The 18,546-nt window shown below is 62.6% G+C and carries 17 protein-coding genes and 2 pseudogenes; 8 read left to right on the top strand and 11 right to left on the bottom strand.

Going from position 1 to position 18,546, the window contains the following annotated elements; translation table 11 throughout:
• Window positions 1–205, top strand: a 205-nt coding sequence (locus tag OEZ49_RS21610; protein ID WP_263390234.1) for a hypothetical protein, incomplete at its 5' end; no start/stop codon positions are given.
• A 58-nt stretch (window positions 206–263) separates the two neighbouring features.
• Here the strand turns inward: OEZ49_RS21610 and OEZ49_RS21605 are convergent.
• Entirely contained in the window at window positions 264–2,210 is a 1,947-nt protein-coding gene (locus OEZ49_RS21605; protein ID WP_263390233.1) for a BTAD domain-containing putative transcriptional regulator, read from the bottom strand.
• A gap of 335 nt (window positions 2,211–2,545) precedes the next feature.
• Here OEZ49_RS21605 and OEZ49_RS21600 point away from each other — a divergent pair, with 335 nt between their 5' ends.
• A complete protein-coding gene (locus OEZ49_RS21600; protein ID WP_263390232.1) occupies window positions 2,546–3,313 on the top strand; it encodes a gamma-glutamylcyclotransferase in 768 nt (255 codons plus the stop codon).
• 212 nt (window positions 3,314–3,525) lie between these two features.
• On the opposite strand, the pseudogene OEZ49_RS21595 reads toward OEZ49_RS21600, so the two are convergent.
• Window positions 3,526–4,557: pseudogene (locus tag OEZ49_RS21595) on the bottom strand (IS256 family transposase); the annotation flags it as partial.
• Between OEZ49_RS21595 and OEZ49_RS21590 the strand changes: the two are divergent.
• Window positions 4,555–4,773: pseudogene (locus tag OEZ49_RS21590) on the top strand (IS5-like element ISCARN85 family transposase); the annotation flags it as partial. The pseudogenes OEZ49_RS21595 and OEZ49_RS21590 sit on opposite strands and share 3 nt — an antisense overlap.
• A 38-nt stretch (window positions 4,774–4,811) precedes the next feature.
• The gene (locus OEZ49_RS21585; protein WP_450103989.1) at window positions 4,812–5,438 is read left to right on the top strand and encodes a cation transporter; all 627 of its coding nucleotides are present in this window, start codon (window positions 4,812–4,814) and stop codon (window positions 5,436–5,438) included.
• A gap of 230 nt (window positions 5,439–5,668) precedes the next feature.
• Here OEZ49_RS21585 and OEZ49_RS21580 read toward each other — a convergent pair whose 3' ends face one another.
• Window positions 5,669–6,052, bottom strand: coding sequence for a hypothetical protein (locus tag OEZ49_RS21580; RefSeq protein ID WP_263390231.1), 384 nt, complete (start codon window positions 6,050–6,052; stop codon window positions 5,669–5,671).
• A 943-nt stretch (window positions 6,053–6,995) separates the two neighbouring features.
• Between OEZ49_RS21580 and OEZ49_RS21575 the strand changes: the two genes are divergently transcribed.
• The 4 genes from OEZ49_RS21575 (at window position 6,996) to OEZ49_RS21560 (ending at window position 10,382) form a co-directional block, all read left to right on the top strand.
• Complete coding sequence (locus OEZ49_RS21575; RefSeq protein ID WP_263390230.1) at window positions 6,996–8,465, top strand: sensor histidine kinase; 1,470 nt, start codon at window positions 6,996–6,998, stop codon at window positions 8,463–8,465.
• Window positions 8,462–9,070, top strand: coding sequence for a response regulator transcription factor (locus tag OEZ49_RS21570; protein ID WP_263390229.1), 609 nt, complete (start codon window positions 8,462–8,464; stop codon window positions 9,068–9,070). The genes OEZ49_RS21575 and OEZ49_RS21570 overlap by 4 nt, the downstream gene beginning before the upstream one ends.
• Window positions 9,071–9,159: 89 nt before the next feature.
• Complete coding sequence (locus OEZ49_RS21565) at window positions 9,160–9,642, top strand: GlcG/HbpS family heme-binding protein (protein ID WP_263390228.1); 483 nt, start codon at window positions 9,160–9,162, stop codon at window positions 9,640–9,642.
• Window positions 9,643–9,707: 65 nt separating this feature from the next.
• The gene (locus tag OEZ49_RS21560) at window positions 9,708–10,382 is read left to right on the top strand and encodes an ankyrin repeat domain-containing protein (protein ID WP_263390227.1); all 675 of its coding nucleotides are present in this window, start codon (window positions 9,708–9,710) and stop codon (window positions 10,380–10,382) included.
• 95 nt (window positions 10,383–10,477) lie between these two features.
• Here OEZ49_RS21560 and OEZ49_RS21555 read toward each other — a convergent pair whose 3' ends face one another.
• Genes OEZ49_RS21555 through OEZ49_RS21520 form a run of 8 tightly spaced genes read right to left on the bottom strand, consistent with a single transcriptional unit; the run spans window position 10,478 to window position 18,500 of the window.
• Window positions 10,478–11,203 (bottom strand): aspartate/glutamate racemase family protein, encoded by a 726-nt coding sequence (locus tag OEZ49_RS21555; protein WP_263390226.1) that lies wholly within the window; start codon window positions 11,201–11,203, stop codon window positions 10,478–10,480.
• Entirely contained in the window at window positions 11,203–11,856 is a 654-nt protein-coding gene (locus tag OEZ49_RS21550) for a flavin reductase family protein (RefSeq protein WP_263390225.1), read from the bottom strand. Before OEZ49_RS21550 ends, OEZ49_RS21555 begins: the two co-directional genes overlap by 1 nt.
• Window positions 11,856–12,854 carry an ABC transporter ATP-binding protein gene (locus OEZ49_RS21545; RefSeq protein ID WP_263390224.1) on the bottom strand — a complete coding sequence of 333 codons (999 nt, stop codon included), beginning with the start codon at window positions 12,852–12,854 and terminating at the stop codon, window positions 11,856–11,858. Before OEZ49_RS21545 ends, OEZ49_RS21550 begins: the two co-directional genes overlap by 1 nt.
• Window positions 12,851–13,876 carry an ABC transporter ATP-binding protein gene (locus OEZ49_RS21540; RefSeq protein WP_397545695.1) on the bottom strand — a complete coding sequence of 342 codons (1,026 nt, stop codon included), beginning with the start codon at window positions 13,874–13,876 and terminating at the stop codon, window positions 12,851–12,853. The genes OEZ49_RS21545 and OEZ49_RS21540 overlap by 4 nt, the downstream gene beginning before the upstream one ends.
• 14 nt (window positions 13,877–13,890) lie before the next feature.
• A complete protein-coding gene (locus tag OEZ49_RS21535; RefSeq protein ID WP_263390223.1) occupies window positions 13,891–15,375 on the bottom strand; it encodes an amidohydrolase family protein in 1,485 nt (494 codons plus the stop codon).
• Complete coding sequence (locus tag OEZ49_RS21530; RefSeq protein WP_263390222.1) at window positions 15,372–16,568, bottom strand: amidohydrolase family protein; 1,197 nt, start codon at window positions 16,566–16,568, stop codon at window positions 15,372–15,374. Before OEZ49_RS21530 ends, OEZ49_RS21535 begins: the two co-directional genes overlap by 4 nt.
• 13 nt (window positions 16,569–16,581) lie before the next feature.
• A complete protein-coding gene (locus tag OEZ49_RS21525; RefSeq protein ID WP_263390221.1) occupies window positions 16,582–17,532 on the bottom strand; it encodes an ABC transporter permease in 951 nt (316 codons plus the stop codon).
• Window positions 17,529–18,500, bottom strand: a complete 972-nt coding sequence (locus OEZ49_RS21520; RefSeq protein ID WP_263390220.1) for an ABC transporter permease — start codon at window positions 18,498–18,500, stop codon at window positions 17,529–17,531. Before OEZ49_RS21520 ends, OEZ49_RS21525 begins: the two co-directional genes overlap by 4 nt.
• Window positions 18,501–18,546: the final 46 nt, after the last annotated feature.

Raw genomic sequence — 18,546 nt, 5'->3', positions numbered from 1 at the left:
CGGACACAGGACTGTACTGACCAGCCGCGCAATCAGAGCATTTTTTCCTTGCAAAGCAGACGTCATACACACAGGACTTTTCTGTCTGTCGCTTATGCAGCAATATTTACATTTTCTCGGTCATCAAGTTTCCAAGACAATCGCGGCAATGCAGCGCAAACTTCTCAACCGGACGCTCGTAGCCTCCCAAATCGTCAAAACCTGATCTGGTCGTTCTCTGCGCCTTCGGCCACAAGCCTGCCACTTCCAATTCCGTCTGCAATCTATTCCGGTAATCCCGCCTGAATCATAGCCCTCCGAAAACGTTCCAAGTCCCGTTCGGACCAGCCGCCCTGACGTTGCTTTGAGATACGGAAATTTGGGTTCTGCTCCAGAACTCGGCGTACGGTTTCGCGCGCCTCTTCCATGCGCCCGCCGAGGACGTAGCAGATGGCCATACGTGTCAGCACCCAGACCTTGGGTCTGGTGCGCCGCTTGAAGGCTTCGATGGCATCATCATAACGTTCAGCCGCCAAGAACGCGTCCCCTAGCGAGAGCCAGTACCACTCCGGATGGAAGGGATTCAAAGTCATAGCTTCACGAACCTCGTTCAGGCCTTCCTCGTGATGGCCAAAGCTGGCGATTGCCGATCCGTAGGATGCCTTTGCGTTGGCGTCGTTGGGGTTTAGCGCAAGTGCCCGCTCCAGCTGGCGCCTTTCATCCTCGAATTCACGCAAATAGCTGTGAACGGAGGCAAGAAGCCAGTGGATCCTGCCGTCGTACGGATCGTTAGCCAGAGCCTGATCGATGCGCACCTTGCAATCCAGCAGGAGCGACCGCGGCGCAGCGTCATAGTCGTTTATCACAACTTCTGTGAATGCGAGGTACGCTTGCGCCAGCGCATAGTCGGGGTCAAGCTCCAGCGCCTGCCGGAAAAGTGCCAGTGCCTTGTTGTTGTCATCGGCCGCGTAGCCGCGCAGGTGTTTGATCCCCCGCATAGTGCAGCCATAGGCTGCCATGGTCGGTTTTGTCTTGCCACCCGCTAGGACGGTGCTTTCTGCCCTGTTCTCGAGCGTCGCAATGATGGCCCTTGTGATCTGCTCCGGAATGCCAGGCGCTTCACCGAAGGCACATTCGAACACGTCGCTCCAAGTTTGGGTGCGGCTCGTGCTGTCGATGAGACGTAGAGTGGCGCGCAAACGCGACGGCGTGGCCTGGAGGCTACCTTGCACCAAAAGTGCTGCGCCGAGGCGCCTGCCGATCTCCAACGTATCCGCCGTGTTCGCGGCAACATTCGCCGCGGAGTAGCGGTCAATGACCACCAGCGATCGAAACCTGCCCAATCCTGTCGAGATGTCCTCGGCCAACCCCTCACACAGGAATCCAAGGCTTTCGTCCCCCGTCAGGTTGACCAGTGGAAGGACGGCAACCGATGGCTTGTCATGTGCCACCTCGACTGCCATCACCCTGTCTGGTCCAGGAACGGCCGGTGTTCCCGTCAATATGTCTCTGTAGAGGCTCTCGGTTTCGGGGTCCGGTTCCGCTGCTAGGTCATCACGCAAGGCCTCCCGGCAGGTTGCATATATCTTCAGGGCCATCACCCGCTCGCCTCTGGCATCCAAAAGACGCATCACTGCCCGGCAAACGGGCTCAAGCAGAGGATCCTGCCTCAGGAGTCGGCGGCCCAACTCCAACGCCGCGTCGGCCTCTTCGGCAGTCACATCGGAATTTGGTGCGGCGCAGACCAGTTGTTCAGCCAGTCCGCTTAGCCGTTGCCGTTCCTGCGCCACCCAATGCTCGAATTCCGGCGTTGACGTGTCCATGTCCTGCAGGAAAGGACCCCGAAAAAGTCCTGCCATTGCAGGTTCGGGACTGCCCTCTGAAAATTTAACGACATCGATGCTCAGGTCAGGACTCGAGAGACCGATACTAACCCTGTCGCTTTCTACCGGATCGAGGCCGATGGACCGGAAAGCTTTGCGCAGCGCTGCAAGCGATTGGCGCAGACTGTCGCGGGCCTGGGCGTCGGCACGATCCGCCCAGAGCAGATTGGCGAGCATCTCGCGCGAATGGCGCTTTCCGTGATGTGTCGCCAGATAGGCCAGAAGCTGTCTGTCCTTGCGGGTTGGCAGCGGCAATTCCGCGCCCCCCTCAACGGTCAGGGACCACCCACCCAGCAGATTGAGTTGACATCGCGGCACGGCTGTTTCCTTGGCCTCGCGGCAGTACATATCGATTTCACAGTGAATTCACGATGCGGGCCATTTGCAAAGGCTTTGTTTGCGAGGCGTTCACGCGGCGCCACTCGGTCAATTCACGAAGAGGTTCCAGAATCGAAGGTAGAAACACACACCCCGGCCAGGAGCCAGAAAATGAAAGCCCTTCTCGCATGGATCACTTCTTCGGTCTCCTCTGTCATATCGACTAGCTCACAGCGGGGCCCCCGCAGTGAGGACCCTTATGTCAAAATCTCCCGATCTGATGCTTGTTGGGAGGAGGCGCTGATGGCCGCTATGTATGATGAAAATGCGCGCTCCTTCCTTGATTTTATGGGGCCACGCGGGAGATGAACAACGCCTTCACTCTGGCCACTAATGACGAACCAGTCGAGGCGATGTCACTCACGGCGGACCTTGTCGCGCTGTGCTATCGCGAGATTGTCGAACCAGAAAGCGATCCCGCCATGGTCCGTTTCGAGGAGCCAGACTTTGACAGGGCCGCAAGCGACGTTCTGGAACGACTCGGCTCTGGCCCGATCTGGGTTTTCGCTTATGGATCATTGATCTGGAAACCGGCCGCTGACGTTGCTGAAACGCGTTTGAGCACAGCTTTTGGCTGGCACCGCGCGTTCTGCCTCGAAATGCAACGATGGCGGGGAACGCCGGAGCAGCCCGGCTTGATGATGGCGCTGCGCAAGGGGGGAGAGTGCACCGGTATCGCCCAACGCATAGAGGACGACGATCGCCACCAAACCATGGTCAAACTTCTGCGGCGTGAAATCGGGGGGCCGATGGGATACGCGGCACTGCGGCTAATCGATCTTCACTCTGAACAAGGGCCTCTTCGCACCTTGTGCTTCTATGCCGATCCCCCTGAAGTTGCAGACGTGCCGGAACTGCCTATCTCTCGAGTGGCAGCGGTGCTTGCGCGGGCCTGTGGACATGCAGGCTCGTGCGCGGAATACCTTTTCAAAACTGTCTGTGCCTTGGAATCCGCCAGTATTCGAGATGCATACCTTTGGAACTTGCAGGCTCAGGTCGCCAAGGAAATCAAAAGGCTGCACTTTGGCGTCTCGCATTCACACCAAGCTGGGTCCGCGTGCGACGCGGGCTGAGAACGCAGGGCGGACGACACAAACCGTTTCTCCAACCTTTATGGTTGGTTTGCCAGAATAAACTGGTCTGCCAATCTTCTCGCTGAGAATTTTAGTGCGAGTTGTCTCCTGAAAAAGCGACTTTGTCGACTGCCGGAAGCACTTCTGCCGCTCAGCCATTTTGGTCACGTCCGTCAAGGTGGTGTAATTTCCCGGATGGCCTGAGGGCATGATCAGGCGGCTTTCGTTGTTATGCTGAGAATGGGGTCGATCTCCTCCTTGTCGATCTGAGCGAAGGCTTCGACCATCATGTAGCGGCTTGCGGTCTGCCATTCGTCGTTCTGCTCGAACAGCACGGCGCCGATCAGGCGCATGATTGAGGCCTCGTTCGGGAAGATGCCGACGACATCGGCGCGCCGCTTCACCTCCTTGTTCAGGCGTTCGATCGGGTTGGTCGAGTGCAACTTGGTCCGGTGCTGTCGCGGGAAGGACATGTAGGCCAGCACGTCGTGCTCGCTGACGTCCATGAGATCGGCCAGCTTGGGCCAACGCGGACGGAGTTGTTCGGCGACCTTGCGCCAGGTTTCGCCGGCATGGGCGCGGTCGGGTTGGTCGAAAGCCTGGCGGATCGCCGCGGCGATGACGGTGTGCTGGCCGCGCGAGACGTGCGCCAGCGCATTCCTCATCCAGTGAACGCGGCAACGCTGCCAGGTGGCTTCAAAGACCCGGGCGATTGCGGCCTTGAGGCCGGTATGGGCGTCGCTGATCACCAGCCTGACGCCACCCAGGCCGCGGGCGCGCAGGGATCGCAGGAACTCGGTCCAGAAGGTCTCGGCTTCGGATGGGCCGATACCCAGGCCGATGATTTCTCTGCGTCCCTCGGTGTTGGCTGCCACGGCGATTATCGCCGCGACCGGCACGATGCGGCCGCCCTGGCGGACCTTCAGGTAGGTAGCGTCAAGCCAGAGATAGGGCCAATCGCCGGTCAGCGGTCGGTTCAGGAACTCGCCAACGCGCTCATCGATGTCTTTGCACAGCTTGGACACCGTGCTCTTGGAGATGCCTGACAACCCCATGGCCTGCACCAGATCATCGACACGACGGGTGGAGACGCCGCCGATCCACGCCTCCTGGATCACCGCGACGAGGGCCTGCTCCGAGGTCTTTCGGGCTTCCAGGAAGCCGGGGAAGTAGCTGCCCTGCCGCAGCTTCGGCACCCGTAGGTTCAACGTGCCCAAACGGGTATCGAGAGCGCGCTCTCGATACTTGACCTAGGCATGGTCCCGGTTGTTCCGCCAAAGGCGAACCGGCTGATCAAATGGGATTACGATCGGACCATCTACAAGCGGCGCAACGAGGTTGAACGCCTGTTTCGAAGGCTGAAAGGATACCAGCGCATCTTCTCAAGGTTCGAAAAGCTGGACGTCATGTACCGCGCTTTCCTGAATTTCGCCCTAATCGTCGATATGATTAAGTGTTAACAGGCCCTAGTAATATAACCGAACTTTCCATCGATGGCATGACCTGCGCATCTTGCGTTGGCCGGGTCGAGCGCGCGCTTCAGGCCGTTCCTGATGTCACTTCTGCCAATGTGAACCTTGCAACAGAGCAGGCAACGGCGGAGGGCACCGCCGATGTCGCCGCACTGATCGCCGCCGTGGCCGAGACCGGCTACACCGCGCATGAAGTCGCGCAGGATGCCAGCGAAGACGAGGCCAAAGCTGCCCGCAAGGATGCCGAGCAGGCGCTTCTGAAGCGCGATCTCGGGCTGGCGGCTGCCTTCGCCTTGCCGGTCTTCGTGCTGGAGATGGGCAGCCATGTCATTCCCGGGATGCATGCGCTGATCGGCTCGACGATCGGGCACGGAACGAGCTGGCTTCTGCAGTTCGCGCTGACTACGTTCGTGCTCGCCTTGCCGGGGATGCGTTTCCACACCAAGGGCATTCCAGCGCTCCTGCGCGGCGCACCCGACATGAACAGCCTCGTCGCAGTCGGTACGCTCGCTGCCTATCTCTATTCCGTCGTGGCAACCTTCGCGCCGGACGTGCTGCCCAAGGGCACAGTCAAAGGGTTATTGCTCTGGGTCATGCTCGGGCCTCCACCTAGGTATCCCTACTACGAGTCTCTGGCGCGGTTCTTTAGTTAAGGTACCTCCTTAGCTTCAAGCGTCATCGGACCATAGAGATAACCGCTTCGAACTCGCGGCACTTGCCACGGTGCATAAGAGCCAAGGTCGATCTGTAGATACCGTCTACGTCGACACCGCTACCGTTCTTCGCAAGCCCCAGGCCTCGAACCATCCGGCGGGCATACAACTGCTTTCCTTGCTGAACTCTCAGGCTTGGGTGAGGCCTTACTTCCGGAAGAACTCGAGCGCTAAAGGTGCTTGCACGTGCCGCGCGCACCTTTGTGTATAGAGCCGTAGTTACCGCCGCCCTGTACAGCAATGTTTACCGTGAACTGACCGTCGGTTGTCCTTAGCGTGCCTCGATATGTGACCCAAAAGCCGTCACTCTTGTGCCGAAAGGAAAATCCCCAGTTCAGCTTGACGTAGGTGGCCGAGCGCCTCTCGAACTGGGCTCGAACAGGTTCGCCGATAAATTCCTTATCAAGAACAGTTCCTCTTCCCGTCTTATTGTCGATCTTGAAGATGAGCGTCTTTCCAACAAAGTCTCCGCGCATTGTACAGTGATACTCATCTGCGGAGGCCGAGGTGGCTGAAAGGAAAAGGAAAAATATGAAGCTGACAAGTCGAAACATAGCGTTCTCCCTACAACTGGAGACATTGTCCTTGGATTTCGGAGAGGCACCTTGATTCATATCAATCGGCCATTGTCGGAGAATTCGAATCCAAACAAGCAAAGGCTTTTTCGAACAATTGTGGCATCCACCCCATCCCCCCCCTTTCTTTTTCCCCCTCCATCCCATCCCTGAACTCCCTCCACAGGGTTCCCTCATACTCTCCCTCAGTCAGTCTGATCATTACTGATACCTATTCCCCTACCCGCCCCGTGACCAACGCGACCGCCGATCCGTTCCTCGACTGACGCACCGGTAACGCACAATCCCCATAGCTGCGACAGCCGCCCGCGCTTTCCTCCTTGTCAGATTTGTCGCCACTGCAGCTCCGCTGACAGCAGCAACAAACCATGGACTTTCCGGACATCTGACGGAATGACTCAGATGTCTCAGAAGAGCCCTTCCAGGACGTTCATGATCTTCGCAGAATCCGTAGCGTACGTCGGACACCGGCCATTCTCTGCGACCGCGAGAAGCCCGAGTCGAAACGGCGAAAGCGGACCTTCAAATAGGGCTGGCAAGCCCAAAACTGAACCGGACCTTCGCTGCGCCGGTTTCGAGCGTCTCACATGCGGACTTTCCAGACCTCCGACTGATCGGTTTCAACTGGTGCGAACGGCCCGTAGCGGTCATTGGCAGCAGTGTCCCAATGCCGCGCTCGCAGCCCACATTTCGGACCTTCGCTGCGCGCGAAAAGCCGGAAATCTGCCATAGCAAGACCGACCGGCCTCTGTAGTCCTACGGATTTCAAAACTACGCCGAAAGGTTATGCTGGTCTCGAATTCGTGATGCCTGACAAGGCATCGCTTGCACCGGAACCGGAAACTTGTCAGGCAGAACGCGATCATCACGAGACATCCTGCGCCGACCCATTGCCAAGGGGATCGCCTGGGCGCTCGTTTGCGTGCTGGTGTTCGGCCTCCTCGCCGGTTTCGAGCGCAACGCGCGGCTGACCGACCTGACGGCGGAGAGTGATCGCCTTCACGCGGTCGCCTCGCAACGCGTGGACCAGCACGACGCACATCTGACGGCCCTGTCGGCCATTGCGGTGGCTGGAGCGGAGCAGCGTCCCGACCTCTTCCGCGAGGTTGCCGGCGCGATCATGCGGTTCTACCCTCGCATCATCGGTATTTCTCTCGTGCCGCTCGACGGGGACGACGGCGAGCTGGAGATCGGGGTCCGCGAGGCCGATCTCCGGGAGCTCATCCGCGCCGCCGCCGACCGTTCGACCGGTACCCCGGTGCTGGTCCGCTATCCCTCCGACCGCCCGGCCTACCTGATCGTCAAGCGAAGCCCTAATTCGGAGGCGGCGCGTTACGGACTCGGCCTCGTGATCGACGCTGCGGCGCTGCTTCACGGCGACTCCGACTATTGGACGCGGGCCGAGGCGACGCGCTGGCTGGCACTTCCCGACGGCACCGCGCTGATCGGTGTCGCCGGAGACTTGTACGCGCCGCATTTTTCCCGCGCCCTTTCGAGTGACACGCAGCCGCTTGAACTGAAGACGGCGATCCGCATGACGATTTCGGACATCCTGCCTCCGGGCCGGGTGGCCTTCGTTATGGCCGTGATCGCATTGGGTGCCATGGCGCTGCGCGTGATCGGTCGGCAACGCGTCAAGGTCCGCGCCGCGGAGGCGCGCGCTGAACTCAGCGGTCTCGAGACCCGTCTTAGCCATGCGTCCCGGGTCAACGCGCTCGGCGAGATGGCCAGTGGCATGGCGCATGAACTGACCCAGCCTCTAACGGCGATCCTGGCGCAAGCACAGGCGGCCCGACACCTGGCCGCACGAGGCGACATGAACCGCGTCGCGGAGATTCTCGAGGATGTTGTCGGACAGACGCGGCGCGCAGGAGCTATTCTGGAGCGCTTGCGGACGTGGACGCGGCCGCGGGAACGCAATGCGGAATCCATCGATCTCAGGGACTGCATCCGCGTGGCGGAAACACTGCTTGCGGGACAGGCCCAGGAGCTTGGTGCCCGCCTCACTCTGACGCTACCGCCCACGCCTCTGACGGTCGAGGGCGATCGCGTGGAACTGGAGCAGGTCCTGTTCAACCTGATACGAAACGCGCTCGATGCGGTCGCCGAGAGTGCCGGGGCGCGGGAGGTTGCGATTGAGGCGTCGCGCGACGGCGCGATGGCGGTGATCGACGTGAGCGACACCGGGCCCGGCATTCGGCCGGATGTGCGGGACCGGCTGTTCACCCCTTTTTTCACGACACGGGAGAGCGGAACGGGCCTCGGTCTGGCGCTCAGCCATCGCCTGGTCGAGAGAGCCGGCGGCGATCTGACAGTGGTCGAGGCCCGCGAGGGCGCCCGGTTCAGGATCAGCCTGCCGCTGGCGCGCACCACTAGGAGGGCAGCGGAATGACCGCGCAGGTTTATCTTGTCGACGACGATGCAGCGGTGCGCGACGCGCTCTCGCTGCTTCTGTCGACGGTCGGGATGGAAGTCTTGGCCTTTCCCGGCCCCGAGAACTTCCTGTCAGCCCTGCCGAAGCTCGATCCAGGCTGTCTGATCCTCGATATCCGGATGCCCGCGATCTCGGGTTTGAAACTGCAGGAACGCCTGACCGCGAGCGGCGTGGCTTGGCCGACCGTAGTGATTTCGGGGCATGGCGATATTGAAGCCTGCCGAAAGGCGTTTCGGAACGGGGCCATCGACTTCCTGTCGAAACCAGTCGACGAACAGGATCTCATCGACGCCATTCAGCGAGGGCAGGCGGCGCTCGGCCGTGCCGCCGAAGCCGACGCCGAGCGCCGAGAAACGATGGCGCTGCTGTCCGGGCTGACGCCGCGCGAGCGGGAAGTCCTGTCGCTCGTGGCGCGCGGCTTCGCGACCCGCGACATCGCGGGAGCACTCGACGTCTCGCCCCGAACAGTGGAAAGCCACCGCGCGGCCATCGGTGCCAAGCTCGGCACAACTTCGCCGGCCGAGATGACACGTCTGTGGATCGAGGCCGAGAGCACACCGTAGTTCTACGGACATGTCGGGCCGACCTACGAATGGGGCGCGCGCGCGCGATAGCGTAGGTGTCTCCTTGTCAAAAGCAATGGAGAACCGACATGCTCAGAACAACCGCCCTACTCGCCGCCCTCGCAGCTCCCGTGGCCGCTACGGCGCAGGACCTGCCGACCAGCCCCTATCTGCCGCTCGCCATGGCGAGTGACGCGGCGAGTGCGGCTCTGGAGAACTGTGCGACACAAGGCCACAATGTCAGCGTTGCGATCGTCGCCCGCGACGGCAACACCAAGGTACTTCTGAAAGCCGACAATTCTGGCGCGCACACCGCGTCGAGCGCGACGGGCAAGGCCTTCACCTCGGCCGGACTCGGTCGGGACACCGCCGGGCTCGCCGAGTTCATCTCCGGCAACACTCAGAACAATGGTCTGCGCGACATGGACACGCGCCTCGTGATTCAGGCCGGCGGCTTGCCTATCCGGATCGGCGGCGCGCTCGTGGGCGGCATCGGCGTCGGCGGCGCACCCTCGGGTGCGATCGACGCGGATTGCGCCCGTGTCGGCCTCGATGTGATCGGCGCGGAATGAATCGGACGGGGCCGCGCGTCAGGCGCGGCCCTTCCTCAAGTACGTCATCAAGGAAGGGAATACCCATGCGCTGTCTTACCCTAATTGCTCTTCTCGTCGGACTTGCGGGTCCGGTCGCGGCACAATCCGCCCCTTCGCCGAGCGAAATCGCCGCGTATGATGGCCTCTTCCGCGCTGCGCTTGAAGGCGATGTCGCGCTGATCGCTCAGCAGGTTGCGGAAGGCGCTGACGTCAATGCCCGCGATTCCCGGGGCCGGACGCCTGTGCATGTTGCCGCTTTTGCCTCGGAGGATGACGCGCTGCGCGCGCTGGCCGGAGTCGGCGCCGACATGAATGCGCTCGAAGACCAGGCTTATGACGTCGTGACGATCGCCGCGGTGGCAGACGATCCCGAACTGATGTCCCTCGCTATCGAGTTGGGCAACGATCCGGGTCTCGTAACGAGCCCCTATCTCGGAACCGCGCTGATCGCCGCAGCACATCTCGGCCATGCCGAGGTGGTGCGGCGTCTGATCGCTGCGGGCGCGCCGCTCGACCATATAAACAACCTGCATTGGACGGCCGTCATGGAAGCCGTGGTACTGGGCGATGGTGGTCCAAATCATCAGGCGGTGCTCGACGCGCTCCTCGCAGCCGGTGCCGACCGCGCGCTAGCCGATCGCGATGGTGTCACACCCCTTCAGCATGCCGAGGTGAGAGGGTTCAAGGAAATGGCCGAACGTCTCCGAAGGAAAGACTGATCCGCTCATTTGGGAAAGTCTGTGACTTTGCTCTCCCAGCGTGCCCGTTTGGTCCTGTCATGTGTGGACGTATGTGGACCACGGGCCGCCGCGGGTCAGGCCACAGCCTGCCCGAAGCCGCCTGCCTTGGCGAGCGGCGCCGCGTAGGCTCCCAGTTTCGAAGTCCGATATCCCATGCCGACCACCGCTTCGGCCAGACGTACCGCAGCTGTCACCCCGTCAATAACCAGTACCCCGGTCTCGGCGCTGAGCCGGTTGCACAGATCGGTCATCCCGGCACAGCCCAGCACGATGGCCTCGGCCCCGTCCTCGCGCCTTGCCAGGGCAATCTCGGCGGCCAGCAGCTGCGCCGTCTGCTCCGGGTTCTCCTCGACCGCCAGCACCGGCATGTCGATGGACCGCACCCGGCGGCAGCGCCGCCCGGCACCATATGCCTCGACCAGATCCTCGATGATCGGGATTGACCGCGGCAGCGTGGTCACCACCGAGAACCGGCTGCTGAGCAATAGCGCCACCCTCACCGAAGCCTCGCAGATGCCGATCACCGGCTTTTCGGCCACTTCCCGCGCGGCGGCGATGCCGGGATCGTCGAAACAGGCAATGACATGGGCATCGGCACCGCGCGCCTCGGCGGCGCGGATCTCTTCCAGCATCAGCGGCACCGAAACCGCCTCGTCGGTATAGCCCTCGATCGAGGAAGGGGCACCGGTGGCACTGGTCACGTCGAGCGTGGTGCCCGCAGAGGCATAGCGCGCCGCGACTAGGCCGATCTGCTCGGTCATGCCTGCGCTGGAATTCGGATTGACTATATGAATGCGCATCACCGCGGCTCCATGGCTTTCAGCGGTACTTGCGCCACTTCCCGCGCCACCAACTCCACCGATTTCTTCAACTCGAACTGGCGGTCGCTGACGATGTAGTTATCGGCATGCAGCCGGGCGATGGGCTGATAGACCGACGGGTCGACGTAGCGTCCCGCGGCGTCCAGGCAATCGTCGCGCACATGCATCTCAACCACCTCGCCGATAACGATGGCCCGTCCCGGATAGTCGATGATCCGCTCGATCCGGCATTCCATCGCGCAGGGTGTGCGAGCGATGCGCGACGCGTCGATCTGGCGGCAGGGCGCCGCCTCCAGCCCCGCAAAATCAAGCTCGTCGACATCCGCCGCAAAATTGACGCCGCACAGGATCATCTGGTCGGCCAGCGCCATGTCGACCATGTTCACGCAGAACTGGCCGGTGCGGCGGATATTGCCGATGGTGTCCTTTTCGCTGCCATCGGGCCGGGCGCTGAAGCCCACGATTACCAGCGGCGGCTCATGCGCGAAGACATTGAAAAAGCTCATCGGTGCGGCATTGTTGTGCCCGACTTCGGCGCGGGTGGTGATCAGCGCGATGGGCCGCGGGCCGATGAAATTGGTGAGCAGCCGGTAACGGTCGGCGGGCGGTAGCTCGGTGAAATCAAATTGCATCATACGGCCTCGCTCACCGGTGTTTCCTGCGCGCGCCCTTCCTCGACGGCATGGCATCGCACCGTTGCCTCGCCGACCGAGAGAAGTTCGGGTAGGTCACGGCCGCATTTTTCATTGGCTAGCGGGCAACGCGGGTGAAAGGCACAGCCCGGCGGTGGATCGAGCGGGCTTGGCGGCTCGCCCGATTGCAGCGCCCGGTCGCGGTGGGGGGCGTGAATATCGGGGATCGTGCCCAGAAGCAGCCGCGAATAGGGATGCTGCGGCGCGTTGAAGAGGTTTTCTGCCGGCGCCATCTCGACGATCCGGCCCAGATACATCACCGCAATCGTGTCGGACATGTGCCGCACCACGCTCAGGTCGTGACTGATGAAGAGATAGGTCAGTCGCAGCTGCTGTTGCAGCCGACGCATCAGATTGAGGATCTGAGCCTGCACCGACACGTCGAGCGCCGAGGTGGGCTCGTCGCAGACCAGCAGTTCGGGTTCCGAGGCCAGCGCCCGGGCAATCGAGATACGCTGGCGCTGGCCGCCGGAAAACTCGTGCGGATATTTGCGCGCGTCGTCGGCGGCAAGTCCGACCGTGCTCAGTAACTCCTCCACCCGCTTGCGGGTTTCGGCCTCATTGTCGCGCAGCTTCATCTCGCGGATCGGTTCGGCGATGATATCGCCCACACGCCAGCGCGGGTTGAGGCTGGAATGCGGGTCCTGGAAGATCATCTGCACCCGCACCGGTTTGCCCCCGGACCCGGCGCCGATGTGGATATCGCCCGCGGTTGTTGCATAAAGCCCGGTGACCAGCCGCGCGACGGTGGACTTGCCGCAACCGGATTCGCCAACGATGCTCAAGCAACTGCCACGCGGCACGGTGAAGCTCACATCGTCGACCGCCTTGACGAAAAGCTTCGGCTTGCGTTCGAGCATGCGGTTCAACCACGGCGCGGATACGTCGAATTCCTTCGAGGCGTGGCTGACGGTCAGGATTGGCGATTGTGTGGTCATTCGGTGCCTCCGTCATGCAGGAAACAGGCGGCCTGGTTGCGGCCCGCCGGGGCCAACATTGGGTTCTCCCGGCGGCAGCGCGGGCCCGCCATCGGGCAGCGTGGGTTGAAGGCACAGCCCTCGGGCCGGGCATTCAGCCGGGGCATTGCCCCGTCGATCTGGGTCAGCGTCTCGACCCGTTCATGCAAGCTCGGGATCGCCGCCATCAGGCCCTTGGTATAGGGGTGCTGGGCATCGTGGATCACATCTTCGACCCGGCCGGTCTCGACCATGCGGCCGGAATACATCACCGCCACCCTATCGGCGGTTTCGGCGATCACCCCCATGTCATGCGTCACCAGCATCACCCCGGTGCGATGCTCCTTGCAGAGCCGCCGCAGGAGCGCGGTGATCTGCGCCTGGATCGACACGTCGAGCGCCGTTGTCGGCTCGTCGGCGATGATCAGCGCCGGTTCGGCGGCAAGGGCCAGCGCGATCACCACGCGCTGCCGCATGCCGCCGGAAAACTGGTGCGGATATTGCGACAACCGCTCGCGTGGCGCCGGAATGCCAACCTCGCGCAAAAGTGTCAGCGCCCGATCGCGCGCCGCCTCCTTCGACAGGCTGCTATGCAGGCGAATGGTCTCGACCAGTTGCGCGCCGATGGTGAAAAGCGGGTTGAGTGCGGTCAGAGGGTCCTGAAAGATCGCGCCCATTTCGCGGCCACGCACCTTGGTCAGTTGCTCTTCGCTCAGCGTGTCGATCCGACGCCCGGCGACATGGATCTCGCCGCCCGCAATTCGCCCCGGCGCTTCCAGCAATCCCAGAACCGCCAGCCCGGTGATGGATTTCCCGGCCCCGGATTCACCCACCACGCCCAGTATCTCGCCGGGTGCAATCCGCATCGAGACATTGTCGATTGCGGTCAGAACCCCGCGTCTGGTGGGAAACTCGACCGTCAGGTTCAACACCTCGAGTACCGCCTCGGCGCCGGTCATGGCGGCGTCCGGGGCAGGATCGGGCGGCGAAACGGCTTGCATCATCATGGCGGGCTCCTTCACGACTGTGTCCCTTCCATCGGCGGATAGGTCGGCGGGAAAATCTCGGCGAGTGGCGGATGCCCGGCGGTGCGGTCGGGGTATTTCGCCACCATGCCGTCGAACTGCGTCTGGGCGCGGCGGCGGGCCTCAGCCATGTTGATCCCGGCCACTTCGCCATCGCGCATGGCGAGCCGCCCGTCGACGATGGTGGCGCGCGTCACTCGTCCGCTGCCGCCGAGGATCAGCGTCTGCACCGGGTCGATGGCGGGCGCCATCGCGGCATCGCTCAGGTCGAACACGGCGATGTCGGCCTTGGCGCCTGCACGCAGCACGCCGATGTCGCTGCGGCCCAGTGCCCGGGCACCGCCAAGCGTGGCGGCATCGAAGAAATCGGCCGAGGTGCAGGCGGTGATATCGCCTTCGACCATCCGGCACATCATCATCCCTACCGCCAGATTCAGCACCATGTCGGGCGGGGCGGTATCGGTGCCCATGGCAACGGAAACGCCCATGTCCTTCAGCTTGCGGAACGACCGCAAGGCACCGCCGTGGCGGGCGCTGACCAACGGGCAATGTACCACCGTAGCTCCGGCATCGGCATAACGCTTCAGATCGTCTTCGGTCGCCACGGTGGCATGTGGCGCCAGCAGGCGAGGCGACAAGAGCCCCATATCGCCAAGCCAGCGCGGCGCCGTTTTGCCATGCAGCGCCTGCACCGTGGCCAGTTCCATCGCGCCCTGCGCCATATGCAGCCGCACCGGGCACTCCAGATCGTCGGCCGCCTGCATGGTGCGCCGCAACAGCGCCTCGGTGCAGGTTTCCACCCGGTCGGGCGCGAGCATCGGGTGGATCAGGTCGTGACCCTGCCAGCGGCGGGCGAAGGCGATGGCATCATCGAGCCCGGCAAGCCCGCGCGCCTCGTCAAACTCGGCGACCATCCGGCCATCGGTTTCCACCACCATGCCGCCGCTACGATAGGCCGGGCCAAGCCAGACCCGCAGACCAAGCTCCTGCGCAGCCTCAGCCGAGGCATCGAATTCAGCCACCGTCTCTCCCCAGGCACGGTAGAAAAGCGAGGCAATGGGTGCGGCGCTAGTGATCCCGTTCAGCAGCAACTGGGCAAAGGCGAAGCGCTTCTGGAAGACCAGTTCTTCGGGCGAATACATCTCGTAAGGCCCGCGTTCGACATAGGAGCGCGGCCAGACGCGCCCCTTTTTCTCGGCCGGCCAGTTGTCGTAGGCAAGAAGCGTCGTATCGAGATCGGAAAGAGCATCGAGGTCGACAAACCCAGGCGCCACCAGTCCCTCGCCCATATCATAGCGCGCCGCGACCTCGCCCTCGAAGCGCGGCCCGGCATGGAGCACGGTATTACCTTCGATCACCACTTCGCCATCGCGCACGAGCCGGCGACCGGCAGGGGTATCGACCACGATCCAGCGCGCCGCAAGCGCCCAGCGGCCCGGCGGACGGCTGCCCAGCGTTATGTCGGCAAAGCGGTTCACGGCGCCTCGACCAGCGTTTGGCCATCGCGCGCGGTGACATGCCCGCCCTTGACCACCAGCTTACGCGGCGCGTGGGTGACAACCGCCTGCACCACGGTTTCGCCTTCGACGAGGACGACATCGCCCGGTGCGCCCGCTTCCATCGCCCGGCGCGGCTTGGCCATCGCCTCGGCGCCGCCGCCGGCGCAGATATCGAGCGCGCGTTTCACCTCCTCATCCATCCGTAGGTTGTTGCGCAGCCCGACAAACTTGGCCCGCTCCAACATGTCGCCATTGCCGTAGGGACCCCAGGTATCCTGAATGCCATCGTTGCCGGCGCCGATCTTTATGCCGTGAGCGTCGAGTTCCTTGACCATCGGCGCGGGCGAGGAGGTGGGCGCGGTCGTCATGATCCGCACATCCAGCGCCGCCAGCCGTGCGAGCATGGCATCGACCCGCCGAAAATCCGCCATCCCGAGGCAGAAGGCATGGGAAATCGTCACCAGCCCGGTCATCCCCAGCGCCTCGGCCCGGTCGAGGATCATCTCCATCGAGTAAAGGCCCAGCTCGCCACGTTCGTGCAGGTGAATGTCGATCCCCTTGCCGTGCTTCTCGGCCAGCCCGAAAATCGTGTCGAGATGGCCTTTCGGATCGCGGTCGACCCCGCACGGGTCGAGCCCGCCAACCAGATCGGCGCCCATCGCCATTGCCTGATCCATCAGCTCGGCCGTGCCCTCGCGGATCATCAGGCCGGATTGCGGGAAGGCAACCGTTTCGATCTCGACCACGTCTGCCAGCTTCTCGGCGGTTTCCATCACGCCTTCCAGAGCACGCAACCCGCCTTCGGTGTCGATATCGACATGGCTGCGGATCAGGGTGCCGCCGCGCGCCACTGTCTTCAGCGCGTGGCGCATGGATTGCACATGCGGGTCGATCCCGAGTCGCTTCTTCATCTCGCGCTCGTTCTCGATCATGCGCACAAGGCTGCCGCCGCCGACATCGTTCTTGTACCACGGCCAGCCGATCAGAGATTTGTCGAGGTGGGTATGGGCATCGACCAGCCCTGGAATGGCGATCAGCCCGCCGCCGTCTTCGACCGCCACACCGGGCGCGTCGATGCCCGGTGCGATTTCGGCAATGGCGCCATCGCGTATCAGGATATCGGCGGCATCTCCATCCATGATGCGAACGTTGCGGATCAGAAGCGAAGTCATTCGGTGCATTCCTTTATCGAAGTTTCGGGTTCAGCGCGTCGCGCAGCCAGTCGCCCAGCATGTTGACGGCCACCACCAGAATACAGAGCTGGATCGAGGGGAAGAGCACGATCCACCACGAGCCCGAGAAGAGATACTGGTTGCCCACCCGGATCAGCGTGCCAAGCGACGGCTGGTTCGGCGGCATCCCGACACCGAGGAAGGACAGCGTTGCCTCGATCAGGATGGCGAGGCCGAAATTCAGGGTGGCGGCCACGAACACCGGCGTCAGCGTGTTGGGCAGGATGTGCTTCAGCATCAGTCGCCGGGCCGGGGTGCCCACCAGCCGCGAGGCCTGCACATATTCCTTGCGCCGTTCCACCATGGTCTGGGCCCGCACCACCCGGGCGTATTGCACCCAGGAATAGAGCGCGATAGCCAGCACCAGCACAATCGAGATGCCGGCCTCGCGCAATTCGGGCGGCAACAGGGCCTGCGCCACCGAACTCACCAGAATGGCCACCAGGATGATCGGGATCGACAGCAGCACATCGCCGACCCGCATCAACACGTTGTCGACCCAGCCGCCGTAATAGCCGGCGGTCAACCCGGCCATTACCCCCACCGCCAGCGAAACCACGACCGAGGCCAGCCCGATGAAGATCGAGATCCGTGTGCCATAAAGGATGCCCGAAAGGATATCGCGCCCCTGCACATCGGTGCCGAGGATGAAAGGCATCTGCCCGCCTTCCATCCAGACCGGCGGCAGTTCGGCGTTCCACAGCTCGAGCGAGGCAAGGTCGTAAGGGTTCTGCGGCGAAAGCACTGGCGCGAGGATCGCGGCCAGAATCACCACGATCAGCGCAGTGGCGGCGCCGATCGCGGATTTGGAATTCTTGAAGCTCCACCAGAGATCGCTGTCGAAAAACTGCCGGGTACGGGTTTTCGGCTGTTTGGCCGGTGTGGTTACGGGGGTATCGGTCATTTCTCGGCTCCACGCAGGCGCGGGTCGATCACCGCGTAGGTGATATCGACGATGGTGTTGAGCAGCACGAAGATCAGCGCCACGATGCACAGATAGGCGGCCATGATCGGCACATCGACAAAGGTGACAGCCTGGATGAAGAGCAGCCCCATGCCCGGCCACTGGAACACGGTTTCAGTGACCAGCGCGAAAGCGATCAGCCCGCCGATCTGCATCGCCGTCATAGTCACCACCGGCATCAGGCAGTTGCGCAGCGCGTGGCGGAAATGGATGGCGCGGGCCGGGATACCGCGCGCCCGGGCAAACTTGATGAAATCCGAGCGCAGCACTTCCAGCATCTCGGCCCGCACCAGCCGCATCACCAGCGTGATCTGGAAGAGCGAGAGCGACAGTGCCGGCAGCACGATCGACATGCGGCCCGTATGGGTGAGAAGCCCGGTCGACCACCAGCCGATCTGCACGGTATCGCCGCGCCCGAAGGCCGGGAACCAGCCCAACCAGACCGAGAAGATCAGGATCAACCCGATGCCGACGACGAAACTGGGCAGCGACACCCCGATGATCGAGGTGAACTGCATCGCTTCTGCGTACCATGTCTGGCGCCGGATGGCGGTGATCACCCCCATCGGGATGCCGACCACCAGCGAAATGATCGTCGCCACGATCACCAGCTCGAAGGTGGCCGGGAAGCGCTCGGCGATCATGGCCAGAACATCCTGCTGGTTACGGAAGGAGATGCCGAAATCGCCCTTGGCGGCATTGCCTACGAATGTGCCGAACTGGGCGATAAAGGATTGATCGAGTCCCAGTCGTGTGCGCAGCTCGTCGCGCTGCTCCTGCGTGGCCTGCTCGTTCAGCATCAACTCGACCGGATCGCCGACGAAGCGGAAAATCATGAAGGCGATGAAGCTCACCGACAGCATAACGAAGATCGCATTGGCGAAACGCTTGATCAGAAAGGCCAGCATCGGTGCCCCCTTTGGTGCAGAAGATGCGGGCGGCGCCCAGGCGCTG

Origin of the sequence: Ruegeria marisflavi, assembly GCF_025673445.1 — a bacterium.
In the GTDB taxonomy this organism is placed as follows: Bacteria; Pseudomonadota; Alphaproteobacteria; order Rhodobacterales; family Rhodobacteraceae; genus Ruegeria_B; species Ruegeria_B marisflavi.
This window is presented reverse-complemented; position numbering and strand designations above follow the sequence as displayed.